Source organism: Pleomorphomonas carboxyditropha (assembly GCF_002770725.1).
Lineage (GTDB): Bacteria > Pseudomonadota > Alphaproteobacteria > Rhizobiales > Pleomorphomonadaceae > Pleomorphomonas > Pleomorphomonas carboxyditropha.
In genome coordinates this window covers 535,058-560,392 of the sequence record NZ_NQVN01000001.1, presented here as the reverse complement: position 1 = coordinate 560,392, position 25,335 = coordinate 535,058, and the positions used below count along the sequence as shown (strand labels likewise).

At 68.4% G+C, this 25,335-nt stretch carries 21 protein-coding genes and 1 pseudogene; 17 read left to right on the top strand and 5 right to left on the bottom strand.

Annotation, left to right across the window (positions count from 1 at the left end):
- Window positions 1-81 precede the first annotated feature (81 nt).
- Window positions 82-3,195, bottom strand: a complete 3,114-nt coding sequence (locus CJ014_RS02605) for an AsmA-like C-terminal region-containing protein (RefSeq protein ID WP_133121796.1) — start codon at window positions 3,193-3,195, stop codon at window positions 82-84.
- 231 nt (window positions 3,196-3,426) lie between these two features.
- On the opposite strand from CJ014_RS02605, the gene ygfZ reads away from it, so the two are divergent.
- The 4 genes from ygfZ (at window position 3,427) to ppdK (ending at window position 8,251) form a co-directional block, all read left to right on the top strand.
- Window positions 3,427-4,314 carry a CAF17-like 4Fe-4S cluster assembly/insertion protein YgfZ gene (ygfZ, locus tag CJ014_RS02600; protein ID WP_100078938.1) on the top strand — a complete coding sequence of 296 codons (888 nt, stop codon included), beginning with the start codon at window positions 3,427-3,429 and terminating at the stop codon, window positions 4,312-4,314.
- 5 nt (window positions 4,315-4,319) lie between these two features.
- A complete protein-coding gene (locus CJ014_RS02595) occupies window positions 4,320-4,940 on the top strand; it encodes an HD domain-containing protein (protein WP_100078937.1) in 621 nt (206 codons plus the stop codon).
- Complete coding sequence (locus CJ014_RS02590) at window positions 4,937-5,464, top strand: tyrosine phosphatase family protein (RefSeq protein WP_100078936.1); 528 nt, start codon at window positions 4,937-4,939, stop codon at window positions 5,462-5,464. Before CJ014_RS02595 ends, CJ014_RS02590 begins: the two co-directional genes overlap by 4 nt.
- A gap of 105 nt (window positions 5,465-5,569) precedes the next feature.
- Entirely contained in the window at window positions 5,570-8,251 is a 2,682-nt protein-coding gene (gene ppdK, locus CJ014_RS02585) for a pyruvate, phosphate dikinase (RefSeq protein ID WP_100078935.1), read from the top strand.
- Here the strand turns inward: ppdK and CJ014_RS02580 are convergent.
- Together CJ014_RS02580 and CJ014_RS27730 are read right to left on the bottom strand one after the other, a co-directional pair.
- Window positions 8,241-9,311: an AbrB family transcriptional regulator gene (locus tag CJ014_RS02580; RefSeq protein WP_100078934.1), complete on the bottom strand. Its 1,071-nt coding sequence runs from the start codon at window positions 9,309-9,311 to the stop codon at window positions 8,241-8,243. The two genes, ppdK and CJ014_RS02580, sit on opposite strands and share 11 nt — an antisense overlap.
- Before the next feature lie 190 nt (window positions 9,312-9,501).
- Window positions 9,502-9,672 (bottom strand): hypothetical protein, encoded by a 171-nt coding sequence (locus CJ014_RS27730; RefSeq protein WP_165790718.1) that lies wholly within the window; start codon window positions 9,670-9,672, stop codon window positions 9,502-9,504.
- Between the two features lie 57 nt (window positions 9,673-9,729).
- Here CJ014_RS27730 and CJ014_RS28360 point away from each other — a divergent pair.
- The 10 genes and pseudogenes from CJ014_RS28360 to rnr all read left to right on the top strand — a co-directional run.
- Window positions 9,730-9,863: pseudogene (locus CJ014_RS28360) on the top strand (IS256 family transposase); the annotation flags it as partial.
- Window positions 9,864-9,880: 17 nt separating this feature from the next.
- Window positions 9,881-10,105 (top strand): AbrB/MazE/SpoVT family DNA-binding domain-containing protein, encoded by a 225-nt coding sequence (locus CJ014_RS02575; RefSeq protein WP_100078933.1) that lies wholly within the window; start codon window positions 9,881-9,883, stop codon window positions 10,103-10,105.
- A complete protein-coding gene (locus CJ014_RS02570) occupies window positions 10,102-10,482 on the top strand; it encodes a type II toxin-antitoxin system death-on-curing family toxin (protein ID WP_100078932.1) in 381 nt (126 codons plus the stop codon). The genes CJ014_RS02575 and CJ014_RS02570 overlap by 4 nt, the downstream gene beginning before the upstream one ends.
- A 247-nt stretch (window positions 10,483-10,729) precedes the next feature.
- The gene (locus tag CJ014_RS02565) at window positions 10,730-11,698 is read left to right on the top strand and encodes an aspartate carbamoyltransferase catalytic subunit (RefSeq protein ID WP_100078931.1); all 969 of its coding nucleotides are present in this window, start codon (window positions 10,730-10,732) and stop codon (window positions 11,696-11,698) included.
- Window positions 11,695-12,999: a dihydroorotase gene (gene pyrC, locus CJ014_RS02560; RefSeq protein WP_425351886.1), complete on the top strand. Its 1,305-nt coding sequence runs from the start codon at window positions 11,695-11,697 to the stop codon at window positions 12,997-12,999. The genes CJ014_RS02565 and pyrC overlap by 4 nt, the downstream gene beginning before the upstream one ends.
- 65 nt (window positions 13,000-13,064) lie before the next feature.
- On the top strand, window positions 13,065-13,679 hold the full coding sequence (plsY, locus tag CJ014_RS02555) for a glycerol-3-phosphate 1-O-acyltransferase PlsY (protein WP_100079325.1): 615 nt from the start codon (window positions 13,065-13,067) through the stop codon (window positions 13,677-13,679).
- An 18-nt stretch (window positions 13,680-13,697) separates the two neighbouring features.
- On the top strand, window positions 13,698-14,810 hold the full coding sequence (dprA, locus tag CJ014_RS02550) for a DNA-processing protein DprA (RefSeq protein WP_100078930.1): 1,113 nt from the start codon (window positions 13,698-13,700) through the stop codon (window positions 14,808-14,810).
- A gap of 102 nt (window positions 14,811-14,912) precedes the next feature.
- On the top strand, window positions 14,913-17,600 hold the full coding sequence (topA, locus tag CJ014_RS02545; protein ID WP_100078929.1) for a type I DNA topoisomerase: 2,688 nt from the start codon (window positions 14,913-14,915) through the stop codon (window positions 17,598-17,600).
- Between the two features lie 147 nt (window positions 17,601-17,747).
- Entirely contained in the window at window positions 17,748-18,587 is an 840-nt protein-coding gene (locus tag CJ014_RS02540) for a GGDEF domain-containing protein (protein WP_100078928.1), read from the top strand.
- Between the two features lie 71 nt (window positions 18,588-18,658).
- Window positions 18,659-20,986, top strand: coding sequence for a ribonuclease R (gene rnr / locus CJ014_RS02535; protein ID WP_100078927.1), 2,328 nt, complete (start codon window positions 18,659-18,661; stop codon window positions 20,984-20,986).
- A 93-nt stretch (window positions 20,987-21,079) separates the two neighbouring features.
- Here rnr and CJ014_RS02530 read toward each other — a convergent pair whose 3' ends face one another.
- The gene (locus CJ014_RS02530; protein WP_100078926.1) at window positions 21,080-21,508 is read right to left on the bottom strand and encodes a CoA-binding protein; all 429 of its coding nucleotides are present in this window, start codon (window positions 21,506-21,508) and stop codon (window positions 21,080-21,082) included.
- A gap of 23 nt (window positions 21,509-21,531) precedes the next feature.
- Window positions 21,532-21,966, bottom strand: a complete 435-nt coding sequence (locus tag CJ014_RS02525; protein WP_100078925.1) for a VOC family protein — start codon at window positions 21,964-21,966, stop codon at window positions 21,532-21,534.
- A 203-nt stretch (window positions 21,967-22,169) separates the two neighbouring features.
- On the opposite strand from CJ014_RS02525, the gene fabG reads away from it, so the two are divergent.
- The 3 genes from fabG to fabF all read left to right on the top strand — a co-directional run bounded on the left by fabG (window position 22,170) and on the right by fabF (window position 25,152).
- Window positions 22,170-22,907, top strand: coding sequence for a 3-oxoacyl-[acyl-carrier-protein] reductase (fabG, locus tag CJ014_RS02520; RefSeq protein ID WP_100078924.1), 738 nt, complete (start codon window positions 22,170-22,172; stop codon window positions 22,905-22,907).
- Window positions 22,908-23,426: 519 nt separating this feature from the next.
- Window positions 23,427-23,663 (top strand): acyl carrier protein, encoded by a 237-nt coding sequence (locus tag CJ014_RS02515; protein ID WP_026792810.1) that lies wholly within the window; start codon window positions 23,427-23,429, stop codon window positions 23,661-23,663.
- 226 nt (window positions 23,664-23,889) lie between these two features.
- Window positions 23,890-25,152: a beta-ketoacyl-ACP synthase II gene (gene fabF, locus CJ014_RS02510; RefSeq protein WP_100078923.1), complete on the top strand. Its 1,263-nt coding sequence runs from the start codon at window positions 23,890-23,892 to the stop codon at window positions 25,150-25,152.
- Window positions 25,153-25,335 lie beyond the last annotated feature (183 nt).

The following is a 25,335-nucleotide window of genomic DNA, read 5'->3' as shown; positions in this document are numbered from 1 at the left end:
CGTCCCCATCCGGACTATAGCGTCGCCCGGTCTCGGGAAGTCTATCGCCAATATTCTGAATAGAACTTACCCGCCGCGTCGTTATTTCAGCTCGAACAGGCGGCGGAAGATGCCCGGAGCGATCGCCGACAGCGGGTTGACCGACAGCGACGGCGCGTCGATCGGTCCGCTCAGGCGGTAGGACACGCCGAGCAGGCCGGAGCGGCCGCCGCCGGCAAAGATCGTCTGGCCGAGCAGCGGGATGGCCGCCAGCACGCTGTCGAGCTGGCTGGCCGGCAGATAGCTGCCGGCAAGGCGCAGCGCGTTCCTCGAGAAATCGACGTCGCCGGCCATGGTGAGACCCGCCGTCTCGGTCCGGATGAACCCCTCGCCGATCGACAGCACGCCGTTGCCGAACTTGACGTCGAAGATCAGCCGGCCGATGTCGGCCGTCGACAAGCCCTCGGTCGGGCCGTTGCGCGAGGCGGTGGAGAGCTGCGCCAGCGCCGGCTCCTCCACCACCTTCCAGTGGTTGCCGTCGATGCCGGCCGTGAGGATGCCGCTGTCGTCGATAACGCCGGCGAGCGTGGCGCGCCCGCCGTAGACGCGCCGGTAGACGCCGAGAAAGCGCAGAATGCGCCCGACTTCGCCGGCCTCAACCTTGAGATCCCGTCCCCGCGCGCCGGGCTGCAGCGTCGCCGACGCCGAGCCGCCGCCCGACGTCTGCACCGTCAGCGACAGATTATTGATCCTGCCTCCCGAGATCGCCGACGAGAGATTGAGCCCATCGAGCTGCTCGCCCCCTTCGCCGGACACGTTGGCGATGGCGGCGGAAAGATCGAGCGCCATGTCGCCGGGAATGCCGGTGCCGGTGGTCCGGCGCAGAAGGCTGCCCACCAGCGAGCGCGCATCGAGCCGGGAGCCGTTGACGGTGACCTTGAGAGCGCCGTCGCCCGCCGATGCCTTGAGGGCCAGACGATCGGCGGCCGAGAAATTGAACTTCGTGAGGTTGGCGCCGACGAAGTCGCCATTGCCGTCGAGGCTGACCTGGCCTTCGACCTCGGCCGCGCCCGCCTTCAGGGCAAGGTTGGTGACGGCGGTACCGCCCGACCGGGCCGACAGATCGAAGGCCAGCGTGCCCGGCTTGCCGGCTGGCTTGCGGAAGCCGACCAGCGGCAGGTTGACGTCCGCCTTGGCGAGGTTGACCGACACATGGCGCGACGCTCCGTTGTCGGTCATCTCCACCGAAACGACGCCGTCGAGCATATCGCCGAGATCGAGGCCGTAGCCCTTGATGGCGGCGGCGTCGAGATCGAGCTTCACCACCGACTTCGCCTCGCCCTCGCCGGACAGCGGCCGCGTCAGGAAAACATCGGCCGGCGCGCCGTCGATCAGCGCCTTGCCGCTGACATGCGCCGTTCCGTCGCTGAGCTCGATCGACAGGTTGCCCCGCTTCACCGCCCGGCCGTTGATCGGCGTGCCCGGATCGAAGCCGGAAAGGTCGATCCGGCCGTTATAGACGATATCGGTGTCGGCTATGTCGTCGGCGAGCGGCAGGCGGATCGACAGGTCGGCCTTCACGTCGCCGGCGACGTCGGCGGGATCCGGCGAAAAATCGGCCGCCTCGGCGAACGGCAGGCGGTTCCACAGGGCGATGCCGGCCGCCGCCGGGCCGGACAGTCGCAACGTCACCTCGCCGTCCGGCACCTTGGCGTCGACGGCGGGCACCACAAAGGTGGACGGCCCCATGTCGAGGCGCCGCCCGTCCCCGAGATCGACCCAGCCGCTGTCGACGGCGATCTCGAAGCGGTTGCCGGAAAGCTTGCCGCGCCCGATCGCATCGTGGATCAGCGGCGCGCCGTCGAACGGCATGAAGGCGCCCTCGGAGAAATCGAAGGCGATGGTCGCGTCCGGCACGACGCTGCCGCCCGCCATCCGGTCGCCGCGCACGGAGAGGTCCACCGTGGCGTTGGAAATCAGCCCGGAATGGATGTGCTTGCCGACCCAGTCGCGAACCTCGGGCGCCACCGTCGTGGGCCAGAGCACCTTGAGCGCGGCGGCCGGCAGGCGCGGCGATACGCCCGACAGGACGGCGAAGGAGCCGCCGTCCCGGTGCGACGCCCGCGCCGCCGCCGTGAAGCTGATGCCGGCGCCCTCGACGTGCATGTCGTCCATGACGAACAGCGCCGCCTTGGCGTCGTAGCTGCCGGCCACCCGCCCTTCGGTGGTGCGAATGCCGCTCAGCACGTCCTGGCCTTCGAGCGCCACGTCGAAGGTCCAGAGCTGGTTGGCATCGCGGGGCGGCACCACCTCGCCATGGACGAGCAGATAGCCGCTGCTGAGGACGACCGGCGACGGGTTGACCGATATCGCCCGCTTCTCCGGGTTCCAGGTAAAGTCGAGCCGGACGGGGGCTGCGAGCGCATCGAGATCGCTGTCGCCGACATGCAGCGACGGGCCGAGCGTCACCTGCCAGCCGGCGGCGGTCAGGCCCTTTTCGGGGTCGACGGTGACGGCGCCGGTCAGCCCGAACGTGCCCGACAGGTCGAGATCGTCGCGGCCCGCCGCCGAGGCGATGTCGGCGAGGTCGAAGCCGCGGGTCTCGCCGTTGACGACGATCGGGGCGCCAGGCGCCGGCAGATCGGCGGCGAGCCGCACCGAAACGGCGCCGCTGGCGCCAAGGCCGATCGCCTGCGCCTCGATGACGCGGCCGTCGCGGACGCTGCCGGTCACCGATACGTCGGACACGATATCGCGCCGGGCCTTTCCCGGTCGTTCGACGCCGAAGCCGAAGGACCGGATCTCGAAGAAGCGCAGACCGTTTTCCTCGACCGCCCGGCGCACCGCCATGATCACGCGGTCGAGCGGCGGCAGCTTCGATTCCGGGCCGATGTCGCTGACCAGAACGTGGTCCAGCATCACGCCGTCGACGGGGATGACGTTGGCGGTCGGCGCCGGCCAGCGGGCGGCGACGCGCATCTCGTTGACCGACACCACGACATCGTTCGGCCGCTCCAGCCGAATGTCGCGAATGACCAGTTCGGGATTGAGGTCGTCGGCGATCTCGAAGCCGGCAAGGCCGATGGTGACGACGGCGCCGTCCGCGTCGGCCGTCATGATCGCCTCGATCCGGCTGGCCAGAAACGGCAGGAACAGCGGCCCCTGCAACAGGCGCCAGGCCAGAAACGAGACGGCGATGCCGGTGACGGCGAGCAAAATCACCGCGAACCGGAGGGCGTGCTTCCACCAGCGCGTTCGGCCGTTCGGTTTCTGTCCGTCGATGCCGGTCCCCGCTATGTCGCGTCCTCCCTGATCGAACCTGGCCGGCGCGGCGCCGGACCGGAATCATCGTTGGCGGTGGCGGCAGGCTTGCCTCGACTCCGGCAGCCGGCTACCAATCGGAAACTACGTAGTGATCACGCGCCGACACGAACGGAAAGATCCGACATGGCCGATTCCTTCCTCTGCCGCCTCGAAAGCCGTAGCCTCGTTGAAGTCGCCGGTCCAGAGGCCTCCGGGTTTCTCGATCGTATGATTACACAGAAGACCGACGTCGCCGGCGAACGAACCGCCGCCTTCGGCGCGCTCCTGACCCCGCAGGGCAAGATCATTTCGGATTTTCTCGTTGTCCGACAGGAAAATGGCGGATTTCTGCTCGACGCGCCGGCCGTCGGCGCCGCCGAGCTGCGCAAGCGGCTGACCATGTTCAAGCTGCGCGCCGACGTGACGGTCGGAGATTCGCCGCTGGTCGTCTACGCCGGCACGGGCACGCCGCCGGCCGCCGCCGGCCTCCTCGCCACCGATCCCCGCCATCCCGGCCTCGGCTGGCGCCTCTACGCCGCCGAGGGATCGGTCGTCCCCGACGCCGACGAGGCCAGGTGGCAGGCCCATCGCGTTGCGCTCGGCATTCCGGAAGCCGGCGCCGACCTGCCGCTGCTCGACGCCTTCCCGCACGACCTCGCCATGGACAGCCTCAACGGCGTCGACTTCGACAAGGGCTGCTACGTCGGCCAGGAGGTGGTGAGCCGCATGCGCTATCGCGGCACCGCCCGCCGCCGGCCGGTGGTGCTTTCGGCCGAGGCGGACTTGCCGCCGGCCGGCACCGAGATCCTGATCGGCGGCCGGGTCGCCGGCCACCTCGGCTCGGCGAGCGGAATGCGCGGCATCGCCGTCCTGAGGCTCGACCGCGTCCGCGACGCGCTGGCGGCGGGCGAGGCCGTCACGGTGGACGGCCTGCCGGTTTCGGTTGCGCTTCCCGCCTGGGCCGACTACGGCTGGCCGGAGACCCCGAACCCAGGCACCCCAAAACCGGACGCATCCGGACCGGACGACTGACATCCATGGCCGACAAAGCCGGCTCACCGCCCCGTGCCTGGCAGCGCATGCTGTCGGGACGGCGGCTCGACCTTCTCGATCCCTCGCCGCTCGATGTCGAGATATCCGACATCGCCCACGGGCTCGCCCGCGTCGCCCGCTGGAACGGCCAGACCGTCGGCGATCACGCCTTTTCCGTCGCCCAGCACTGCCTCGTCGTCGAGGACATCGCCGGCCTGCTCGAACCGGGGCTCAGCGTCTGTCAGCGCCTCGTCGTGCTGCTGCACGACGCCCCGGAATATGTGATCGGCGACATGATCTCGCCGTTCAAGGCGGTGATGGGCGGCGACTACAAGACGGTCGAGAAGCGCCTTGCCGACGCCATCCACCGCCGCTTCGGGCTGGAGACATACGACACCGAGCGCCTCAGGAAGCTCGCCAAGAAGGCCGACCTGATATCGGCCTATTTCGAGGCGGTGGAACTCGCCGGCTTCACCGCCGAGGAGGCGAAGCGTATCTTCGGCGTTCCCCGGGGCATCGGCCGCCAGACGCCGGCCGGCCCGGTGCTCGGCCTCGATCCGCTGCCGACCGTCTCGGCGGAGGACGCCTTTCTCGACCGATTCCAACAGCTCGAAAGCCAGCGATGACCGCCGCGACCATCCACGTCTGCTCCCTCACCAAGCTCGAAGAGACGGTGGCGCTCACCGGCGCCCGTCACGTCATCACGCTGATCAATGCCGGCACGCCGATGCGCCTGCCGGCGACGATCGGCCACCAAAACCACCTTTTCCTGGCCATGCACGACATCGTCGAGACGGTCGAGGGCATGACGCCGCCCGGCGACACGCATGTGGCGCAGATGCTGGAATGGGTGAACGACTGGGATCGGACGACGCCGCTCGTCGTCCACTGCTTCGCCGGCATCTCCCGCTCCACCGCCGCCGCCTATACGCTGGTCTCGGCCCTCAACCCCTGGCGCGACGAGGCCGCCCTGGCCGCCCTTCTTCGCCAGCGCGCGCCGTCGGCGACGCCCAACCGCCGCATCGTCGAGATCGCCGACCGCCTGCTCGGCCGCGACGGCCGCATGGTGGCGGCGATCGACGCCATCGGCCGCGGCGCCGATGCCTTCGAGGGCACGCCTTTCGCCCTGGAGATCGAAGCGGCGCCGTAGCCTGCGCCGGCGAAACGATTGAGCGTCTCAACGGACGCGCACGCCGGGTTTCCGTGTTATAGGCAGGTCATGGACACTCGCGACACGCAACTGGAAAGCGGCAGCATGCCGACGTGGGTTTACAGCTTCGGCGAGGGCGTGGCGGACGGCGGCATCCGTCTGCGGCATCTGCTCGGCACCAAGGGCGCCAATCTCGCGGAAATGGCCAGCCTCGGCCTGCCGGTGCCGCCCGGCTTCACCATCACCACCGAGGTTTGCCGGCACTATTACGCCAACGACCACCGCTATCCGCTCGATCTGGAGCGCCAGGTCAACGCCGCGCTCGATCTGCTCAGCCGGCGCACCGGCCGCTCGTTCGGCCATCCCGAAAAGCCGCTCCTGGTGTCGGTCCGCTCCGGCGCGCTTGCCGCCATGCCGGGCATGATGGACACGGTGCTCAACCTCGGCCTCAACGACGTGACCGTCGAGGCGCTGGCCGCCGAATCCGGCGACGCGCGCTTCGCGCTCGACAGCTACCGCCGCTTCATCCAGATGTTCGGCGACGTCGTGATGGGCGTCGACGGCCAGGCCTTCGAGGAGATCCTCGACGACCTCAAGGAGCGCGAGGGCTACTTCAACGACACCGAGCTCACCGCCGGCGAGTGGCGCAAGGTGATCGCCGGCTTCAAGGAGCTGATCGCCGACGAGACCGGCACGCCGTTCCCGCTCGAGCCGCTCGAGCAGCTCTGGGGCGCCATCGGCGCCGTGTTCGGCTCGTGGAGCAACAGCCGCGCCGTCACCTTCCGCAAGCTGCACGGCATTTCCTCGAACTCCGGCACCGCCGTCAACGTCCAGGCCATGGTGTTCGGCAACATGGACGAGCGCTCGGCGACCGGCGTCGCCTTCACGCGCAATCCATCCACCGGCGAGCGGCAGCTCTACGGCGAATTCCTGCTCAATGCCCAGGGCGAGGAGGTGGTGGCCGGCCTCAGGACGCCGCAGGACATCACCGAGACAGCCCGCCTCGCCAGCCGCTCCGACCGGCCGTCGCTCGAAGCGCTGATGCCCGAGACCTACCGCGAGTTCATCGATTACTGCCAGAAGCTGGAGCGGCATTTCAAGGACATTCAGGACCTCGAATTCACCATCGAGCGCGGCAAGCTGTGGATGCTGCAGACCCGCTCCGGCCGCCGCACCGTCGAGGCGGCGCTCAAGATCGCCGTCGACATGGCCAACGAGGGGCTGATCAGCCGCGAGGAAGCGGTCGAGCGCATCGATCCGTCGTCGCTCGAACAGCTCCTGCATCCGACCATCGAGGCCGACGCGCCGCGCGACATCCTGGCCACCGGCCTGCCGGCCTCCCCCGGCGCCGCCGTCGGCGAGATCGCCTTCAACTCCGAGCAGGCCGAAAAGGCCCGCCAGCGGGGCATCAAGGTCATTCTCGTGCGCGCCGAGACCAGCCCCGACGACGTGCACGGCATGCATTCGGCGGTCGGCGTCGTCACCGCCCGCGGCGGCATGACCTCGCACGCCGCCGTCATCGCCCGCGGCCTCGGCAAGCCCTGCGTGGTCGGCGTCAGCGCCCTCAAGGCCGATCCGGTGGCCGGCATCATCACCGTCGGCAAGCGCGAGCTGCGGACCGGCGACGTCATCACCATCGACGGCTCGTCCGGCCAGATCATGGCCGGCCGCGTGCCGATGAAGGAGCCGGAGCTGTCCGGCCCCTTCGCCGAGATCATGACCTGGGCCGACGCCATCCGCCGCCTCGAGGTGCGCGCCAACGCCGAGACGCCCACCGAGGCGCGCATAGCCCGCCAGTTCGGCGCCCAAGGCATCGGTCTCTGCCGCACCGAGCACATGTTCTTCGAGAATTCGCGCATTTCCGCCGTGCGCGAGATGATTCTCGCCGAGACGCCGGAAAGCCGCCGCGCGGCGCTCGAAAAGATCCTGCCGATGCAGCGGCAGGATTTCGCCGAGCTGTTCGAGATCATGGAAGGCCGGCCGGTGTGCATCCGCCTGCTCGACCCGCCGCTGCACGAATTCCTGCCGCGCACCGAGCGCGAGGTGGCCGAGCTGGCCCGGACGGCCGGCGTGGCGCCGGACGTGCTGCGCCGCCGCATCGCCAATCTCGAGGAATACAATCCGATGCTCGGCCATCGCGGCTGCCGCCTCGCCGTCTCCTTCCCGGAGATCGCCGAGGTGCAGGCGCGCGCCATCTTCGAGGCCACCATCGCCGCGGCGGAAAAGCTCGGCCGGCCGGTCGTGCCGGAGATCATGGTGCCGCTGGTCGCCGCCCGCAAGGAACTCGACTACGTCAAGTCGATCATCGCCCGCGTCGCCGTCGAGGTGTCGGAGACGGCCGGTCAGCCGGTGAACTACCAGGTCGGCACGATGATCGAGCTGCCGCGCGCCGCGCTGATGGCCGAGGACATCGCCCAGTCGGCCGCCTTCTTCTCCTTCGGCACCAACGACCTCACCCAGACCACCTTCGGCATCAGCCGCGACGACGCCGCCTCCTTCCTGCCGACCTACCTGCAGAAGGGCGTGCTCGCCCGCGATCCCTTCGTCAGCATCGACCGCGACGGCGTCGGCGAGCTGATCCGCATCGCCATCGAGCGCGGGCGCAAGTCGCGGCCCGACATCGGTCTCGGCATGTGCGGCGAGCACGGCGGCGATCCGGCGTCGATCGCCTTCTGCGAGGAGGCGGGCCTCGCCTACGTGTCCTGCTCGCCGTTCCGCATGCCGATCGCCCGCCTCGCGGCGGCGCGCGCCGTGGTGCTCGGCAAGAAGGAACGGCTCAGCAACTGACGCGGTCGGCGATGAAGCGGGCCGTCGCCGGCCCGGTGAACAGCACCATGAAGAAGCGCATGGTCTGCATGGCCATGACGAAGGACATGTCGACGTTGCTCGACGCGGCGATGATCGCCACCGAATCGGCGCCGCCCGGCGAGGTGGCGAGGTAGGCGGTCAGGAAATCGACGCCGGTCACCGACGCCAGAACGCCGGCATAGACGGCGCAGATGGCGATCAGCACGACGATGGCCAGCAGGATGGTCGGCAGCGCCCGCGCCGCGTAGGCCAGGATCTCCCGGGTGAAGCGGCCGCCGATCGCCCAGCCGCAGACGGCGTAAGAGACGGCGAGCAGCACCGGCGGCAGCTCGACGGTGAGCACGCCGGCGCCCTGCAGGCCGATGGCGAACAGCATCGGCAGGATCATGGCGCCCGTCGTCAGGCGGAAGACGCGGGCAACGACGAGGCCGGCGGCGATCACCGCCAGCGTGCCGGCGAAGTTCGCCCAGTGCACCGGGGGGAACCAGGCGGCCGCCGTGCCGCCGGTGAGCGTCGCGTCGAGATAGAAGCGCGCGGCCAGCGAGGCGGTGGTCGCGACGACCAGCACGCGCAGATACTGCATGACGGCGACGAGCCGCGTGTCGCCGCCATAGGCCTCGGCCATGATCACCATGGCCGTCGCCGCCCCCGGCGAAGCGCCCCAGACGGCGGTGGTGCCGGGCAGCACGCGGAAGCGGGCAAGCCCGTAGCCGATCACGTTGGCCGTCAGCACCACCGACGCCACGCCGATCAGGATCACCGGCCATGCCGCGAGGACCTCGCCGAGCACGGTGGGCGGCATCGCCCGCGCCATCAGCGTGCCGACCACCCCCTGCGCCATCATGAAGGCCGGCCGGGGCACCGTGACGGCCCGGCCGTTGACGCCGAGGAAGACCGCCGCCAGCATCGGCCCGAGCAGCAGGGCGGCCGGCAGGTGGCAGAGTTCGAGAGCGACGCTGATCGCCGCCGACGCCGAGAGCAGGACAGCCCAGCGGAGACCACGAGCGCGGAAGCCGGAACCCGGCGGCGGGAGAAGCATCGACAATACCGATCGGCAGTGGAGAGGGCCGCGGCGGGCTGCGGCCTGGTGCGCGGATGCCCAGGGCATCTCTTGCATGATCAGCGCTACACCCTCAGGGGGCCGGCAGGCCAGAAGTATTTTCGTATGGCAGCCTTGCGCGCGATTCACCGGGATGAACTGCACCGTCCATGGATGACATCCCGTAAAGTTACTGTCTGCCTGCGCCCATTTCTCGCATGAACCGCATGCAGATCTTCTCCGGGGAGGAATAGCCGGCAGGCAGCCGGGAAGTTGCTTTCCATACCGAATCGGCACCGCCTGCGGCACTCGCGCGTGTCTCGATAGCGTCCATGAAGGTGGTGTAGTTGGCTGCGGCCATCGGGTTTCTCGGCAGGGTCGGGTTGCTGAGACCAACCTAGACCGAGGGATTGCCCCGATGACCAAACCTATGATGGATCTGCGCGCGCTCGTGGAGAAAAGCGGTGATGCTGACCTGCCCGCGAGATGATCGGCTTTGCTGCCGAGCGACTGTTGCAAGCACCCGTCTGCCGACTATATAATGTTGATTATAATCTTGGGAATTGCCCATGCTCAAGCTCAAGGTCACCACGGTCGGCGCATCGGCGGGCGTCATCTTGCCGAAGGAAGCGCTGGCGCGATTGAAAGTCGCCAAGGGCGACGTTCTCTATCTGACGGAAGCGCCGGACGGTTATCGTCTGACGCCTCTTGATCCCGACTTCGAACGGCAGATGGCCGCCGCCGAGACGATCATGCAGGAAGACCGCGACATTCTGCATGCGCTTGCCAAATGACGGATTGGCGCTGGATCGGCTTGCCGGTTATCCTGGCCATCCATGATCGCCAGATCGCCGAACATGGTGGTTTGCTCGGACTTCGGGAAAGTGGCGCGTTGGAATCCGCGCTGGCCCGTCCGCTTAATCTCGCCCTCTACGGCGTGCCGGATGCTGCCGACCTGGCCGCTGCCTATGCCTTCGGTCTCACCCGCAACCACCCCTTCGCCGATGGAAACAAACGCATCGCCTGGATCGCCGCGCGCTTGTTCTTTGCCGACAATGGCGGTCGCCTCTTTTTCGAGAAAACCGAAGCCGTGCGGCTCATGCAGGCGCTCGCCGCCGGAGAGATCGACGAACGACAACTTGCCGACTGGTTCCGCCAACGTCTGAGCTGAAAGCGCCTCTGTCCGTCAGATATTGCGGAGATCGGCGACAAGACAGGCTGCCAGCACCGAGGCGACCTGACCGCCGTCATAGGCTTCGGGGGCGTCATCTGCGCCTCGCCTGCCCCTCGAGCGCGACCGCTCATGACGGCCGGCTTTTCTTGAGCGCGGCAACGAAGCACGCGACGCCGCGATTCTTCTGTTCACTCGATTTCCCCACCCTTGCCGGGGGCGCAAAACGCCTCTATCAGAGGGGCTCATGATCACGAAAGCCGCCAATCCCTACGGATTCAGCCGCCCGCATCTCCTCGGGATCGAAGGGCTTTCGCCCCCGGAGATCGTCGACCTCCTCGACCGCGCCGAAGACAACATCGAACTCGGCCGCCAGCCTTCCAAGAAGCGCGACAGCCTTCTGGGGCGCACGCAGATCAACCTGTTCTTCGAGAACTCGACGCGCACGCAGTCGTCCTTCGAGCTGGCCGGCAAGCGGCTCGGCGCCGACGTGATGAACATGGCGGTCGGCCAGTCATCGGTGAAGAAGGGCGAGACGCTGATCGACACGGCGATGACGCTCAACGCCATGAACCCCGACGTCATCGTCGTCCGTCACAACGCCTCGGGCGCCGTGGCACTGCTCGCCCAGAAGGTCGACTGCTCCGTGGTCAACGCCGGCGACGGCAGCCACGAGCATCCGACGCAGGCTCTCCTCGACGCGCTGACCATCCGCCGCCACAAGAGCCGCATCGACGGTCTCGTCGTCGCCATCTGCGGCGATGTCGCCCACAGCCGCGTCGCCCGCTCCAACGTGCTGCTGCTCACCGCCCTCGGCGCCCGCGTCCGTCTGGTCGGCCCGTCGACCCTGGTGCCCGGCGCCTTCCGCGAGATGGGCATCGAGACCTTCACCTCGATGCGCGAGGGCCTGAAGGATGCCGACATCGTCATGATGCTGCGCCTGCAACGCGAGCGCATGCAGGGCTCCTTCGTGCCGTCGGTGCGCGAGTACTTCCACTACTGGGGTCTCGACGAGGAGAAGCTGTCCTATGCCAAGCCCGATGCGCTCGTCATGCATCCCGGACCGATGAACCGCGGCGTCGAGATCGACCCGGCCGTCGCCGACGGCCCGCAGAGCCTGATCCGCGAGCAGGTGGAGATGGGCGTCGCCATCCGCATGGCGGTGCTCGACGCGGTGGTGAACGCCAAGGGCAACGGCGCGGAGGCCGCGCCATGAGCAGGATGGTCCAGACCCGCCCGCTGTGGCTGACCAATGCCCGCGTCGTCGATCCGTCGCAGGGCCTCGACGGCCCCGGCGCCGTGCTGATGATTGATGGTCGCATCGCCGCCGCCGGCCCGTCGGCTGCAAACGATGGCGCGCCGGACAGCACCGAGGTCGTCGATTGCCGCGGCCTCGTCGTGGCGCCCGGTCTCATCGATCTCTGCGCCCATGTCGGCGAGCCCGGCCACGAGCATCGCGAGACCTTCGCCTCGGCCGGCCGGGCCGCTGCGGCCGGCGGCATCACCACGCTCATCGCCATGCCGGATACCGATCCCTGCATCGACGACCCGGCGCTGGTCGATTTCGTGGCGACGCGCGCCCGCCGGACGTCCGCCGTGCGCGTCCGCGTCATGGCGGCGCTGACCAAGGGCCAGCAAGGCGGCGAGCTGACCGAGTTCGGCCTGCTCGGCGAAGCCGGCGCCGTCGGCTTCACCTCGGGCCGCGGCGCCATCGCCAACGCCCAGGTGCTGCGCCGGGCGCTGACCTACGCCAGGGATTTCGGCGCCCTCGTCTGCAACCGGCCCGAGGACGCGGCGCTGAAGGGCGCCGCGGTCATGAACCTGTCGGAGACGGCGGTGCGGCTCGGCCTGCAGGGCATTCCGGCCGAGGCCGAGACCGTCATGCTGGCCCGCGATCTCCGCCTCGCCCGCCTCTCCGGCGGCCGCTATCACGCCTCGCTGCTGTCGGCCGCCGAATCGCCCGAGCTGATGGCCTGGGCCAAGGACCGGGGCATCGCCGCCACCGCCTCAGTCTCGGCCGCCCATCTGACGCTCAACGAGATGGACATCGGCGCCTACCGCACCTTCTTCAAGCTGTCGCCGCCGCTGCGCGCCGAAGCCGACCGTCTCGCCCTCGTCGAGGCGGTGAAGACCGGCGCCATCGACGTCATCGTCTCCAACCACGATCCCCAGGACGTCGAGACCAAGCGCCTGCCGTTCGCCGAGGCGGCCGATGGCGCCATCGGCCTCGAAACCTTCCTGTCGGCCGGTTTGCGGCTGGTGCACGACGGCTCGTTGACGCTGCCGCGGCTGATCGAGGCAATGTCGACCCGGCCGGCCGAAATCGCCGGCCTCGACGCCGGCACGCTCAAAAAGGGCGCGCCGGCCGACGTCGTGGCGTTCGATCCGGACGAGCCGTGGGTGCTCAACGCCAGGGACATTCTCTCCAAGGCGAAGAACACGCCCTATGACGGCGCCCGCTTCACCGGCCGCGTCCGCCGCACCTATGTCGGCGGCGTCCCGGTGTTCGAGCGCTAGGGCTCTATCGACAATGACACGCAAACGGTAACCGGTTGTCCCTGTCCAAGATTGCCGAGGGCATCATGTTCGAGTCCGCCGCTCCCTGGATCGCCTATCTTGTCGCCGCGCTCGTCGGCTATGGCCTCGGCTCCATTCCCTTCGGCCTGTTGCTGACGCGGGCGGCCGGCCTCGGCGATGTCAGGGCCATCGGCTCGGGCAACATCGGCGCCACCAACGTTCTGAGGACCGGCAACAAGAAGCTGGCCGCCGCCACGCTGCTCCTCGACCTCCTCAAGGGAACGGCGGCGGTCCTCCTGGTGCGGTTTCTGATGCCGGCGGCGCCGGAGGCCGACACCCTCGCCGGCGTCGCCGCCTTCCTCGGCCACCTCTTTCCGGTCTGGCTCGGCTTCAGGGGCGGCAAGGGCGTCGCCACCTACATCGGCGTTCTGCTGGGCCTGTTCTGGCCGGCCGTGCTCATTTTCGCCGGCGTCTGGATCGTCATCGCCTATTTCAGCCGCTATTCGTCCCTCGCCGCCCTCGTCGCCACCGTGGTGGTGCCGCTGGCGCTGTGGGGGCTCGGCGAAAACATCCTGGCGGCGATGTTCGCCCTGCTCACCGTCATCGTCTGGGTGAAGCACCGCGCCAACATCCGGCGTCTCCTTGAGGGCACCGAAGGCAAGATCGGACACAAGGGATGAGCGGGACGGGAAGGACGCATGGTTGAGCTTTCGGACGGCCAGCGCGTTTCCTGGCTGCGCCTCATTCGCGCCGAAAACGTCGGGCCGGCCACCTTCCGCGGCCTGATCAACCATTTCGGCTCGGCCGAGGCGGCGCTCGCCGCCCTGCCGGCCCTCGCCCGGCGCGGCGGCTCCGCCAAAACCATTGCGATCCCGTCGGTAGCCGAGGCCGAGGACGAGATCGGTCGGACGCTCGCCCACGGCGCCCGGATCGTCGCCATCTCCGAGCCTCTCTATCCGGCCTATCTGCGCCAGATCGCCGCGCCGCCGCCGCTCGTCTCCATACGCGGTGGCTCGCCCGATCTGTTTGGCCGGCCGACGGCGGCGATCGTCGGGTCGCGCAACGCCTCGTTGGCCGGCCACAAGATGGCCGAACGCATCGGCCGCGGCCTCGGCGAAGCCGGCTTCGTCGTGGTCTCCGGCCTTGCCCGCGGCATCGACGGCGCCGCCCACCGGGCAACCCTCGATACCGGCACCGTGGCGGTGATCGCCGGCGGCATCGATCACGTCTACCCCGAGGAGCACGGCCCGCTGATCGAGGAGATCGTCGGCCGGGGCGGCGCCGTCCTCAGCGAAATGCCGTTCGGCTGGGTGCCGCGCGCCAAGGACTTTCCGCGCCGCAACCGCATCGTTTCCGGCATGAGCCTCGGCGTCGTGGTGGTCGAGGCGGCCGCCCGCTCCGGCACGCTGCATACCGCCCGCTACGCGCTCGACCAGGGGCGCGAAGTGTTTGCCGTGCCCGGCTCGCCGCTCGACCCGCGCGCCGAGGGCACCAACCGGCTGATCCGCGACGGCGCGACGTTGACGCGCTCCGCCGACGACGTCATCGCCGTGCTGCGGCCGATGCTGGAAGGCGACGCGCCGACCTACCTGGAGCTCGGCGAAAGCGACGACGTGGCGATCCCCGACGCCGTCGGCCCGCAAAGCCGCGCGGCGGTCCTCGAGGCGCTCGGCCCGGCGCCGGTGGCGGTCGACGACATCATTTCCCACACCGGCCTGACGTCGTCGGTCGTATCGGTCATCCTCCTGGAACTCGATCTTGCCGGGCGTGTCGAGCGGCACGGCAACCAGCTCGTTTCGCTGCTGCGCTGACCGCCGGCTCATCCCCACGTACGGGGATCGACCCTTGCGTAATCCCGAGGCCGCACTTAAAGAGGGCTGAGACTTTATCCTGAAATTGCCCGGCGCATCTGAATGAACCTCGTGATCGTGGAGTCGCCCGCCAAGGCGAAAACCATCAATAAATACCTCGGCCGCGACTACACGGTGCTCGCATCCTACGGCCACATCCGCGACCTGCCGGCCAAGGACGGCTCGGTTCTGCCCGACGACGATTTCGCCATGAGCTGGGAAGTCGACGGCAAATCCGGCAAGCGCGTCTCCGACATCGCCGCCGCCTTGAAGACCGCCGACAAGCTCATTCTCGCCACCGACCCCGACCGCGAGGGCGAGGCGATTTCCTGGCACGTGCTCGAGGTATTGGGCGCCCGGCGCGGCGCGCTCAAGGGCAAGACCATCCAGCGCGTCGTCTTCAACGCCATCACCAAGCAGGCCGTGCTCGACGCCATGGCCAAGCCGCGCGACGTCGATCAACCGCTGGTGGAGGCCTATCTGGCCCGCCGGGCGCTCGACTATCTCGTCGGCTTCACGCTGTCGCCCGTCCTTTGGCGCAAGCTGCCCGGCGCCCGCTCGGCCGGCCGCGTCCAGTCGGTGGCGCTGCGCCTCGTCTGCGACCGCGAAAACGAGATCGAGGTCTTCAAGCCGCAGGAATACTGGTCGATCATCGCCAAGCTCGCCAATCCGGCCGGCGACGAGTTCGAAGCCCGCCTCTCCGAGTGGCAGGGCAGGAAGATCGGCCGGCTCGACATTGCCGACGGCGTCACCGCCAACGAGATTCGCGCCTTCCTGAACAGCGCTTCCTTCGCGGTGACCGATGCCGAGCAGAAGCCGCAGAAGCGCCACCCCTTCGCGCCCTTCACCACCTCGACCTTGCAGCAGGAGGCCTCGCGCAAGCTCGGCTTCTCGGCCCAACGCACCATGCAGGTCGCCCAGCGCCTCTACGAGGGCACCGACATCGGCGGCGAAACGGTCGGCCTCATCACCTACATGCGAACCGACGGCGTGCAGATCGCCCCGGAGGCGGTCAACGCCGCCCGCCGGGTGATCGCTCAGGAATACGGCGAGCGCTACCTGCCGGAGAAGCCGCGCTTCTATTCCACCAAGGCCAAGAACGCCCAGGAGGCGCACGAAGCCATCCGCCCGACCGACCTCGCCCGCCTGCCGAAGGCGGTGGCCCGCTACCTCGAGGCCGACGAGGCCCGCCTTTACGAGCTGGTCTGGAAGCGCACCATCGCCAGCCAGATGCAGAGCGCCGACTTCGAGCGCACCACCGTCGACATCACGGCCAAGAGCGGCGGCGCCAAGGCCGGCCTCAGGGCCACCGGCTCGGTGCTGAAGTTCGACGGCTTCCTGGCGCTCTACCAGGAAAGCCGCGACGACGAGGAGGACGAGGACGGCTCGCGCCTGCCGCCGCTTTCCGTCGGCGACGCGCTGGCGCGCAAGTCGGTGTCGGCGAGCCAGCATTTCACCGAGCCGCCGCCGCGCTACACCGAGGCGACGCTGGTCAAGAAGATGGAGGAGCTCGGCATCGGCCGTCCCTCTACCTACGCGGCGACGCTCGCCACGCTGCGCGACCGCGACTACGTGTCGATCGACAAGAAGCGGCTCGTTCCCTCCGACAAGGGCCGCATCGTCACCGCCTTCCTCGAAAGCTTCTTCACCCGCTACGTCGAATACGACTTCACCGCCAGCCTCGAAGAAGACCTCGACCGCATCTCGGCCGGCGAGGCCGAATGGCGCGAGGTGCTGCGCCGCTTCTGGAAGGATTTCAACACCCGCATCGGCGAGGTGAAGGAATTGCGCGTCGCCGAGGTCATCGACGCGCTCAACGAGGACCTCGCCGCCCATATCTTCCCCGATCGCGGCGACGGCTCCGATCCGCGCTCCTGCCCCTTGTGCGGCACCGGCCGGCTGTCGCTGAAGCTCGGCCGCTTCGGCTCGTTCATCGGCTGCTCCAACTATCCGGAATGCCGCTACACCCGCCAGCTCGGCACCAATGGCGACGGCGAGGCAGACGCGGCGCTCGGCGAGAACGGCATCAAGCTGCTCGGCACCGACCCGGAAACCGGCCTCGACGTCACGCTGCGCTCCGGCCGCTTCGGGCCTTACGTCCAGCTCGGCGAGGAGGGCAAGCCGAAGCGCGCGTCCCTGCCCAAGGACTGGACGGTCGAGAACGTCGACCTCGAACGCGCCTGCCGCCTGCTGTCGCTGCCGCGCACCGTCGGCAACCATCCGGAGACCGGCAAGCCGATCGAGGCCAACATCGGCCGCTACGGGCCTTACGTCAGTCATGACGGCACCTACGCCAATCTCTCCTCGGTCGACGAGGTGTTCGACGTCGGCCTCAACCGCGCCGTCGCCGTCCTCGCCGAGAAAAAGGAGCGCGGCGGCCGCGCCCGCGCCACGCCGGCCGCGCTCAAGAGCCTCGGCGAGCATCCGGCCTCCGGCGGCGAGATCACCGTTCGCGACGGGCGCTACGGCCCCTACGTCGCCTGGGGCAAGATCAACGCCACCCTGCCGCGCGGCAAGGACCCGCAGACGGTGACGCTCGAGGAAGCCGTCGCCTTGATCGCCGACAAGGCGGGCAAGGGCACGAAGGGCAAGCCGGCCAAAGCGCCAAAGGCCGGCGCCAAAGCGGCGACCGGAAGCGACGCCGGCAGCAAGAAAAAGGCGGCGCCGAAAGCCGCCGCCAAGACGGGCGCCGCCAAGGCCACGAAGAAGGCCGCTGCCAAGCCCCGGACGTCAAAGGCGGAATCCGCCTGATGGGTGCAATTCAAGGTAGATAAAGATAAAATTGCGACTAGAAATAATCTATAATTTTATCGTTTTCATTGACCATATCCTTACATTCCGCCTCTATCATTGAACGATGGAAGTGTTCGTCTCGTTCAATGGTCTAGAAGAACGACAATGTATGGTGAAATCCTGCGGACGCTGCTCAACAGGCCCGTTCAGTCCGAACGCGACGTCAGGATCTTTGCCTTTCGCATCGCCGCCATCTGCTTCGTCCTCGCCATGGCGGCGGATCTCGCCCTGCAACTGATCGCTTTCGGCGGCTGGATCGACATCCTTCGCGGCTGGGCGATCGCCGCCGGCGTCGTCGCCCTGGTCGCCTATCCGGTCGGCGTCTATCTCGGCAGGACGCGCCTCGATCATCACCGCACCAAGATCAAGCTGGCCGAGCAGAGCCTGGCCGACGGCCTCACCGGCCTCAGGAACCGCGCCTCGCTGCCCATCGACTACGACGCCGGACCGGAAGGCACCCGCCTGCTCATCCTCCTGTCGCTCGATCGCTTCAAGGCGGTCAACGAGCGCTATGGCCACACCGTCGGCGATCGGGTGCTGATCCGCTCCGCCCGGCTGATCGCCGAGGAGCTCGGCAATCTCGGCCATATCTACCGCACCGACGGCACGGAATTCACCGTGCTCGCCACCGGCTGCGCCGTTGCCGAAGCCAGGGCCCAGGTCCTGGCGCTGCTGGCGCGATTCGAGAGCAGCAATTTCGGCACGCTGGAAAAGCCGGTCTGCCTGACGGCCTCGGCCGGCATCGCCGAGGTGCCGGCGGCGACGCCCTTCACGCAGGCCTTCACCGCCGCCGATGCGGCGCTGGAAGCCGCCAAGGCCACCGGCCGCAGCCGCGTCTGCCTCGCCTCGGAACCGACCGCGGCGGGCATCGTCGAGGGCGACGAGGTGATCTGGAGCGCCGACCTGCCGCCCCCGCCGCGCCGGCGCAGAGGCGGCAGATCCTGACGCCGTCCGCGCCGGGCCGTTGAGCCGGCCGGCCGATTGCGAGGCTGGCCTTGCATCTCCATCTGTGGTCTATGTCTCAGCCTCCTCAAGCCGCAGGGAAGACCCGCTTGGCCCGCAAGCCCCGTCCGATCGACGAACCCGCTACCCCCACCCGTGAAGCAATCCTCCGCTTCGTCTCCGAGCACCCCGGCAAGGGAACGAAGCGCGACATCGCCCGCGCCTTCGAGGTGCATGGCGAGGGCCGCGTCGTGCTGAAGCGCATCCTGAAGGAGCTCGAGGGCGAGGGCCTGATCGAGCGCCGCCATCGCCGCTTCGCCGAGCCCGGCGCGCTGCCGGCCGTCATGGCCTGCGACATCGTCAGCCGCGACCGCGACGGCGACCTTTACGCCGAGCCGGCCGAATGGGATGCCGACCAGGGACCGAGGCCGCGCTTCATCGTCGTCGCCGTGCGCCGGCGCCGCGGCGAGCACGGCCCGTCGGCCGGCCTCGGCGACCGCGTGCTGGCCCGCGTCGTCGATCTTCCCGACGGCTACGAGGGCCTCGCCCGCGCCGGCCTGCGCGTCATGAAGGTGCTGGAGAAGAAGCCGGAGGGCGTGCTCGGCATCCTGCGCGTCACCGACGGCGGCGCCCGCCTGCTGCCGATCTCCAAGAAGCAATACGAGGAGCTCGTCGTCGACGACGCCGATCTCGGCACGGCGCAGGACGGCGACCTCGTCTCCGTCGACATCATCCGCTCCGGCCGCTTCGGCCTCGGCCGCGCCCGGGTGCGCGACACCATCGGCAATCTCCGCTCGGAAAAAGCCGTGTCGATGATCGCCATCCACGCCAACGACATTCCCTATGTCTTCCCCGAGGCGGTGATCCGCGAGGCTGACGCGGCCAAACCGGCCACCATGGCCGATCGCGAGGACTGGCGCGCCCTCCCCCTCGTCACCATCGACCCGCCCGACGCCAAGGACCACGACGACGCCGTCCATGCGGTTGCCGACGACGACCCGGCCAACGCCGGCGGCCACGTCGTCACCGTCGCCATCGCCGACGTCGCCGCCTACGTCCGGCCGGACTCTCCTCTCGATCGCGAGGCGCTGAAGCGCGGCAACTCGGTCTATTTCCCCGACCGCGTCATTCCCATGCTGCCCGAGCGCATCTCCAACGATCTCTGCTCGCTGAAGGAAGGCGTCGACCGGCCGGCCATCGCCGTGCGCATGGTGTTCGACGCCGAAGGCCGCAAGAAGAGCCATGGCTTCCACCGCATCATGATGCGTTCGGCGGCCAAGCTCTCCTACGTCGAGGCGCAGGCGGCGATCGACGGCGCGCCCAACGACCGCACCGGCCCGATCCTCGACGGCGTCCTGAAGCCGCTCTGGGCGGCCTACGACATTCTGGCCGCCGCCCGCGACGCCCGCGGCCCGCTCGATCTCGACCTGCCCGAACGCAAGGTGCTGCTGAAGCCCGACGGCACCGTCGACCGCATCGTCACGCCCGAGCGGCTCGCCGCCCATCGGCTGATCGAGGAGTTCATGATCCAGGCCAACGTGGCCGCCGCCGAGACGCTGGAAAAGCGCCGCACGCCGCTCCTCTACCGCGTTCACGACCAGCCGTCGCTCGCCAAGCTGGAGAGCTTGCGCGAGTTCCTGGCGACGCTCGACATGAAGATCGCCAAGCAGGGCAATCTCCAGCCGGAGCTGTTCAACCGCATCCTCGAACGGGTGGAAGGCACGCCGCAGGCCTATCTCGTCAACGAGGTGGTGCTGCGCTCGCAGAGCCAGGCCGAATACTCGCCGGTCAACATCGGCCACTTCGGCCTCAATCTCCGCAAATACGCCCACTTCACCTCGCCGATCCGCCGCTATGCCGATCTGGTCGTCCATCGCGGGCTGATCACCGCCCTCGGCCTCGGCGATGGCGGCCTGCCCGACGGCGTCGAGGAAACGCTGCCGCGCGTCGCCGAGGACATCTCGGCCGCCGAGCGGCGCGCCATGCAGGCCGAGCGCGAAACCATCGACCGGCTGATCGCCGGCTGGCTCGCCGACCGCGTCGGCGCCATCTTCCGCGGCCGCATTTCCGGCGTCACCAAGGCCGGCCTGTTCATCCGTCTCGACGAGACCGGCGCCGATGGCTTCATCCCCATCTCGACGCTGGGCGCCGACTACTTCGCTTTCGACGAGGCGCGGCACGCGCTGATCGGCTCGAGGAGCGGCGAGACCTATCGGCTCGGCGACGCCGTCGAGGTCCGGCTCATCGAGGCGGCGCCGTTCGCCGGCGCCCTGCGCTTCGAGATGATGACGGAGGGCCGCGCCGGCCGGCCGCTCGGCCGCGCCGCCGCCCTGCGCGCCGCCAAGGCGCGCAAGGACCGGGAACGCAAGGAACGGATGGGCAAGGTGAGACGAGGACGATAGAGGCCGGCTCTCGCCTCCATCCATGCGAACGGATGAGCCGAGGCGACCGAGCAGATGACGAGCCGGTGATTAACGGTCACCGGCCCATCGACTTCATACGCCGAGGCGCGGCCCCTCGATGGCCGGGCAACGGTCCATCACCACCTTGACGCCCTTGGCCTCGGCCCGCTTGAAACCCGCCTCGTTGATGACGCCGAGCTGCAGCCAGATGGTTTTCGGCGGCACGGCCAGCGCCAGCGCCTCGTCGATGGTGTCGCCGGCCGCCTCGGAATTGCGGAACACGTCGACCATGTCGATCTCGGCCGGCACGTCGGCGAGGCTGGCATAGACCGTCCGTCCCTGCAGCTCCTGCCCGGCGAGGCCCGGATTGATCGGATAGACCTCGTAGCCGCGCCCGATCAGGAAGCCCATGACGCCATAGACCGGGCGCGACGGATTCTGGCTGGCGCCGACCACGGCGATGGTCCGCGTCTCCTCGAGGATACGGGTGACGTCGTCGTCGGTCTTGCCGTCGATGGCCATCGGTGACACTCCTTCTTCCCGATTCAGAGCGTCACTATGCCATGATCGTCGACCTTGACGAAGGGATTGTAGGCGACTTCCCAGAGATGGCCGTCGGGATCGGCGAAATAGCCCGAATAGCCGCCCCAGAATACCTTCTGCGGCTTCTTCCGGAGGGTGGCGCCCGCGGCGAGCGCGTGCGCCATCGCCGCGTCCACCGCCGCTTCCGAGGGATAGTTGTGGGCGAGCGTCACGCCATCGAAGCCATGGCCGTCGTCGGCCACCCCGGCATCCTCGGCGAGCAGCGTCCGCGGAAACAGCGACAATACGAGCCCGCCGATCTGGAAGAACGCGATGTCCTTGCTCGAACCGGGTCCGGCGGCGAACCCGAGCGCTTCGTAGAAGGCGCGGGCGCGGGCGAGATCGGCGACGCCGAGCGCGATGATCGACACGGTGGAAAAATGCGTTGCTTCGGCCATGGGTCTCTCCCTGTCTGCTGCGCCATATTAAGCCCGGTCAGGCCCGTCCGCGTCAGCAGTCTTTGGTCGCCGGAAGGGCGAAGTGACTGGCAAAGGCGGGAAAACCGGCCGTTGCCGCTTGACTTGGCGCGGCCGACGTGGTGTCAGGCCGTCAGCAAGGCGCCGGCGACGATCGGCCGGCCGCAAGAACGAGGTGGAAAGCCATGTTCGACTTGACTGGAATGACCGCGCTGGTCACCGGCGCCTCCGGCGGCATCGGCGGCGCCATCGCCACGGCGCTGCACGCGCAGGGCGCCAAGGTGGCGCTCTCCGGCACCCGCCTGGCGCCGCTCGAGGAACTGGCCGGCCGGCTGGGCGACCGCAGCCACGTCGTCGCCGCCAATCTTTCCGACAGGGCCGACGTCGACCGCCTGTTCGCCGACGCCGAGGCCGCGCTCGGCCAGGTCGACATCCTCGTCAACAATGCCGGCATCACCCGTGACGGCCTGTTCATGCGCATGAAGGACGAGGACTGGGACCAGGTGATCGAGGTCGACCTCACCTCCGGCTTCCGCCTCGCCCGCGCCGCCGTCAAGGGCATGATGAAGCGCCGCTTCGGCCGCATCATCGGCATCACCTCCATCGTCGGCGTCACCGGCAATCCCGGCCAGGGCAACTACGCCGCCGCCAAGGCCGGCATGATCGGCATGACCAAGGCGCTGGCCGCCGAGGTGGCGACCCGCGGCATCACCGCCAACTGCGTGGCGCCCGGCTTCATCGAGACGGCGATGACCGACGCGCTGAACGACAAGCAGAAGGAGGGTACGCTCGCCGCCGTGCCCATGGGCCGGCTCGGCACCCCGGAAGAGATCGCCGCCGCCTGCGTCTATCTTGCCAGTCGCGAGGCCGCCTACGTCACCGGGCAGACGCTGCACGTCAACGGCGGCATGGCGATGATCTGACGGGCTCGGCCGGGCGCGGAAGGCCCTGACTTGCCTGCATTTTGAGGGTTTCGCGAATGGTAAAGGAACCGTTTGCGATCAACGGCGGTTTCTTTTGGGGCCGCTAGTCATCTGGGGCGAAGTGTGTTACCAAGCCCGCGATTTGATCGGGAACTGTCCGAGGACCCGCCCGAAGGTCGCGAGCACGAGCATAAGCCGAGATCGCCACGATTTCCGAGGGACCTCGAACGCGTTCGACCCTGAGCATATCCGGTTTGGATTGAAATGATCCGAGCCATCGGACTATGCTCAAGGAATTGAATCTGGTGCATTTCCTTATCGATCAGATGGCATCTGACCGGGAAATGCTCTAGGAGGCGGGCGATCGGACCAACCGGGGGGTGGTGCCGTCAGGCGCTGGCATGCTCGACACCTTCGGTAGCCGGTCTTTCGCCGCCACGGCCTCGCTGACACGAGGCAGGCGGCGAGCGGCCGACGTCCCGTTCGGCAATGGATTTGGACTGATAAGGATCCGTGAACATGAGCGAAGTCGCTGAAAAGGTGAAGAACATCGTCATCGACCATCTCGGCGTGGACGCCGACAAGGTGGTTCTCGAAGCCTCCTTCATCGAAGACCTGGGTGCCGACTCGCTCGACACCGTCGAACTGGTCATGGCCTTCGAGGAAGCCTTCGGCGTCGAGATTCCCGACGATGCCGCCGAGACGATCCTGACGGTCGGCGACGCCGTCAAGTTCCTCGAGAAGGCGACGGCCTGATTTCCGGACGCGTCCGGCGGAGAAGCAGTTCCTCCCCGAGGGACTGCTTCCTTTGCTTGGCAGCGCGTTCCCGGGACTGGCGTCGGCCTGATGGCCGGCGGTGTTTTTCGGTCGGCCCCGGCTAGCTGAACGGTCCCTCCGCTCCGTCAATTGCGTCCCGCTCGCGCGTGTCCTCCCCATGGCGACGGACCCGGCGGAGACGACCAACAGGGAGGCTCTCGTCCAAATGAGACGAGTCGTCATTACCGGTCTCGGCATGGTCACGCCGCTCGGTTGCGGTGTCGAGCACAACTGGGCCGCCATCAAGGCCGGCAAGAGCGGCATCCGCCGCATCGAATCCTTCCCCGTCGACGATATCGCCTGTCAGATCGCCGGTCTCATTCCGCGCGGCGACGGCAGCAACGGCACCTTCGATCCCGACCACGCCATGGATCCCAAGGACCAGCGCAAGGTCGACGATTTCATCATCTTCGCGCTGGAAGCCGCCCGCCAGGCGGTCGAGGACAGCGGCTGGAAGCCGACCGAATACGACGACCAGGCGCGCTCGGGCGTGCTGGTCGGCTCCGGCATCGGCGGCATCAACGGCATCGTCGAGGCGGGCTACACGCTGCGCGACAAGGGGCCGCGCCGCGTCTCGCCGTTCTTCATCCCCGGCCGCCTGATCAACCTCACCGCCGGCTACATCTCCATCGCCCACGGCTACAAGGGGCCGAACTCGTCGGTGGTCACCGCCTGCTCGACCGGCTCGCACGCCATCGGCGACGCGGCGCGGCTGATCGCCAACGACGAGGCGGACGTGATGATCGCCGGCGGCTCGGAAAGCCCGGTCTGCCGCATCTCGCTCGCCGGCTTCGCCTCGATGAAGGCGCTGTGCTTCGCCTTCAACGACCGGCCGGAACAGGGCTCGCGCCCCTATGACCGCGACCGCGACGGCTTCGTGATGGGCGAAGGCGCCGGCGTCGTCGTCGTCGAGGAGCTGCAGCACGCCAGGAAGCGCGGCGCCACCATCTACGGCGAGATCGTCGGCTACGGCATGTCGGGCGACGCCTACCACATCACCGCCCCCTCCGAGGACGGCGACGGCGCCTTCCGCTGCATGAAGGCCGCCCTGCGCCACGCCAAGATCTCGCCGGACGAGATCGGCTACGTCAACGCCCACGGCACGTCGACCATGGCCGACGGCATCGAGGTGGGCGCCGTCGAGCGGCTGTTCGGCGACGCGGCCAAGACCCTCGCCATGTCCTCGACCAAGTCGATGACCGGTCATCTCCTGGGCGCCGCCGGCGCCATCGAGGCGATCTACACCACGCTCGCCGTGCGCGACGGCATCCTGCCGCCGACCATCAACCTCGACAATCCCAACGTCGAGACGCCGATCGACCTGGTGCCGCACAAGGCCAAGGAAAAGAAGCTGCGCTACGGGCTCTCCAACTCCTTCGGCTTCGGCGGCACCAACGCCTCGCTGATCGTCAAGGCCTTCGAGGGCTGAGACGAGACCAGAAGCCGCGCGAGCGGCTTCCGGCGCCAAGCGGCATTTCGAGGCGGGAATCGCCTCGAAATGTATAAGCGGAGCGACAGCCAAGGGCGGGACGCCCGCCGGCGACTGAGGCCCAGAATAAACCGAAGCCGCGGAGCGGCTTCCGGCGACTGAGGCGAGAAAGAAAAAGCCTGC

What these genes read in the sequence shown, in the direction of transcription:
- ygfZ (WP_100078938.1), top strand. Translation starts at nt 3,427, where the DNA reads ATGGCCGATTCCTTCCTCTGCCGCCTCGAAAGCCGTAGCCTCGTTGAA.
- CJ014_RS02595 (WP_100078937.1), top strand. Translation starts at nt 4,320, where the DNA reads ATGGCCGACAAAGCCGGCTCACCGCCCCGTGCCTGGCAGCGCATGCTG.
- CJ014_RS02590 (WP_100078936.1), top strand. Translation starts at nt 4,937, where the DNA reads ATGACCGCCGCGACCATCCACGTCTGCTCCCTCACCAAGCTCGAAGAG.
- ppdK (WP_100078935.1), top strand. Translation starts at nt 5,570, where the DNA reads ATGCCGACGTGGGTTTACAGCTTCGGCGAGGGCGTGGCGGACGGCGGC.
- CJ014_RS02580 (WP_100078934.1), bottom strand. Translation starts at nt 9,311, where the DNA reads ATGCTTCTCCCGCCGCCGGGTTCCGGCTTCCGCGCTCGTGGTCTCCGC.
- CJ014_RS27730 (WP_165790718.1), bottom strand. Translation starts at nt 9,672, where the DNA reads ATGGCCGCAGCCAACTACACCACCTTCATGGACGCTATCGAGACACGC.
- CJ014_RS02575 (WP_100078933.1), top strand. Translation starts at nt 9,881, where the DNA reads ATGCTCAAGCTCAAGGTCACCACGGTCGGCGCATCGGCGGGCGTCATC.
- CJ014_RS02570 (WP_100078932.1), top strand. Translation starts at nt 10,102, where the DNA reads ATGACGGATTGGCGCTGGATCGGCTTGCCGGTTATCCTGGCCATCCAT.
- CJ014_RS02565 (WP_100078931.1), top strand. Translation starts at nt 10,730, where the DNA reads ATGATCACGAAAGCCGCCAATCCCTACGGATTCAGCCGCCCGCATCTC.
- pyrC (WP_425351886.1), top strand. Translation starts at nt 11,695, where the DNA reads ATGAGCAGGATGGTCCAGACCCGCCCGCTGTGGCTGACCAATGCCCGC.
- plsY (WP_100079325.1), top strand. Translation starts at nt 13,065, where the DNA reads ATGTTCGAGTCCGCCGCTCCCTGGATCGCCTATCTTGTCGCCGCGCTC.
- dprA (WP_100078930.1), top strand. Translation starts at nt 13,698, where the DNA reads ATGGTTGAGCTTTCGGACGGCCAGCGCGTTTCCTGGCTGCGCCTCATT.
- topA (WP_100078929.1), top strand. Translation starts at nt 14,913, where the DNA reads ATGAACCTCGTGATCGTGGAGTCGCCCGCCAAGGCGAAAACCATCAAT.
- CJ014_RS02540 (WP_100078928.1), top strand. Translation starts at nt 17,748, where the DNA reads ATGTATGGTGAAATCCTGCGGACGCTGCTCAACAGGCCCGTTCAGTCC.
- rnr (WP_100078927.1), top strand. Translation starts at nt 18,659, where the DNA reads ATGTCTCAGCCTCCTCAAGCCGCAGGGAAGACCCGCTTGGCCCGCAAG.
- CJ014_RS02530 (WP_100078926.1), bottom strand. Translation starts at nt 21,508, where the DNA reads ATGGCCATCGACGGCAAGACCGACGACGACGTCACCCGTATCCTCGAG.
- CJ014_RS02525 (WP_100078925.1), bottom strand. Translation starts at nt 21,966, where the DNA reads ATGGCCGAAGCAACGCATTTTTCCACCGTGTCGATCATCGCGCTCGGC.
- fabG (WP_100078924.1), top strand. Translation starts at nt 22,170, where the DNA reads ATGTTCGACTTGACTGGAATGACCGCGCTGGTCACCGGCGCCTCCGGC.
- CJ014_RS02515 (WP_026792810.1), top strand. Translation starts at nt 23,427, where the DNA reads ATGAGCGAAGTCGCTGAAAAGGTGAAGAACATCGTCATCGACCATCTC.
- fabF (WP_100078923.1), top strand. Translation starts at nt 23,890, where the DNA reads ATGAGACGAGTCGTCATTACCGGTCTCGGCATGGTCACGCCGCTCGGT.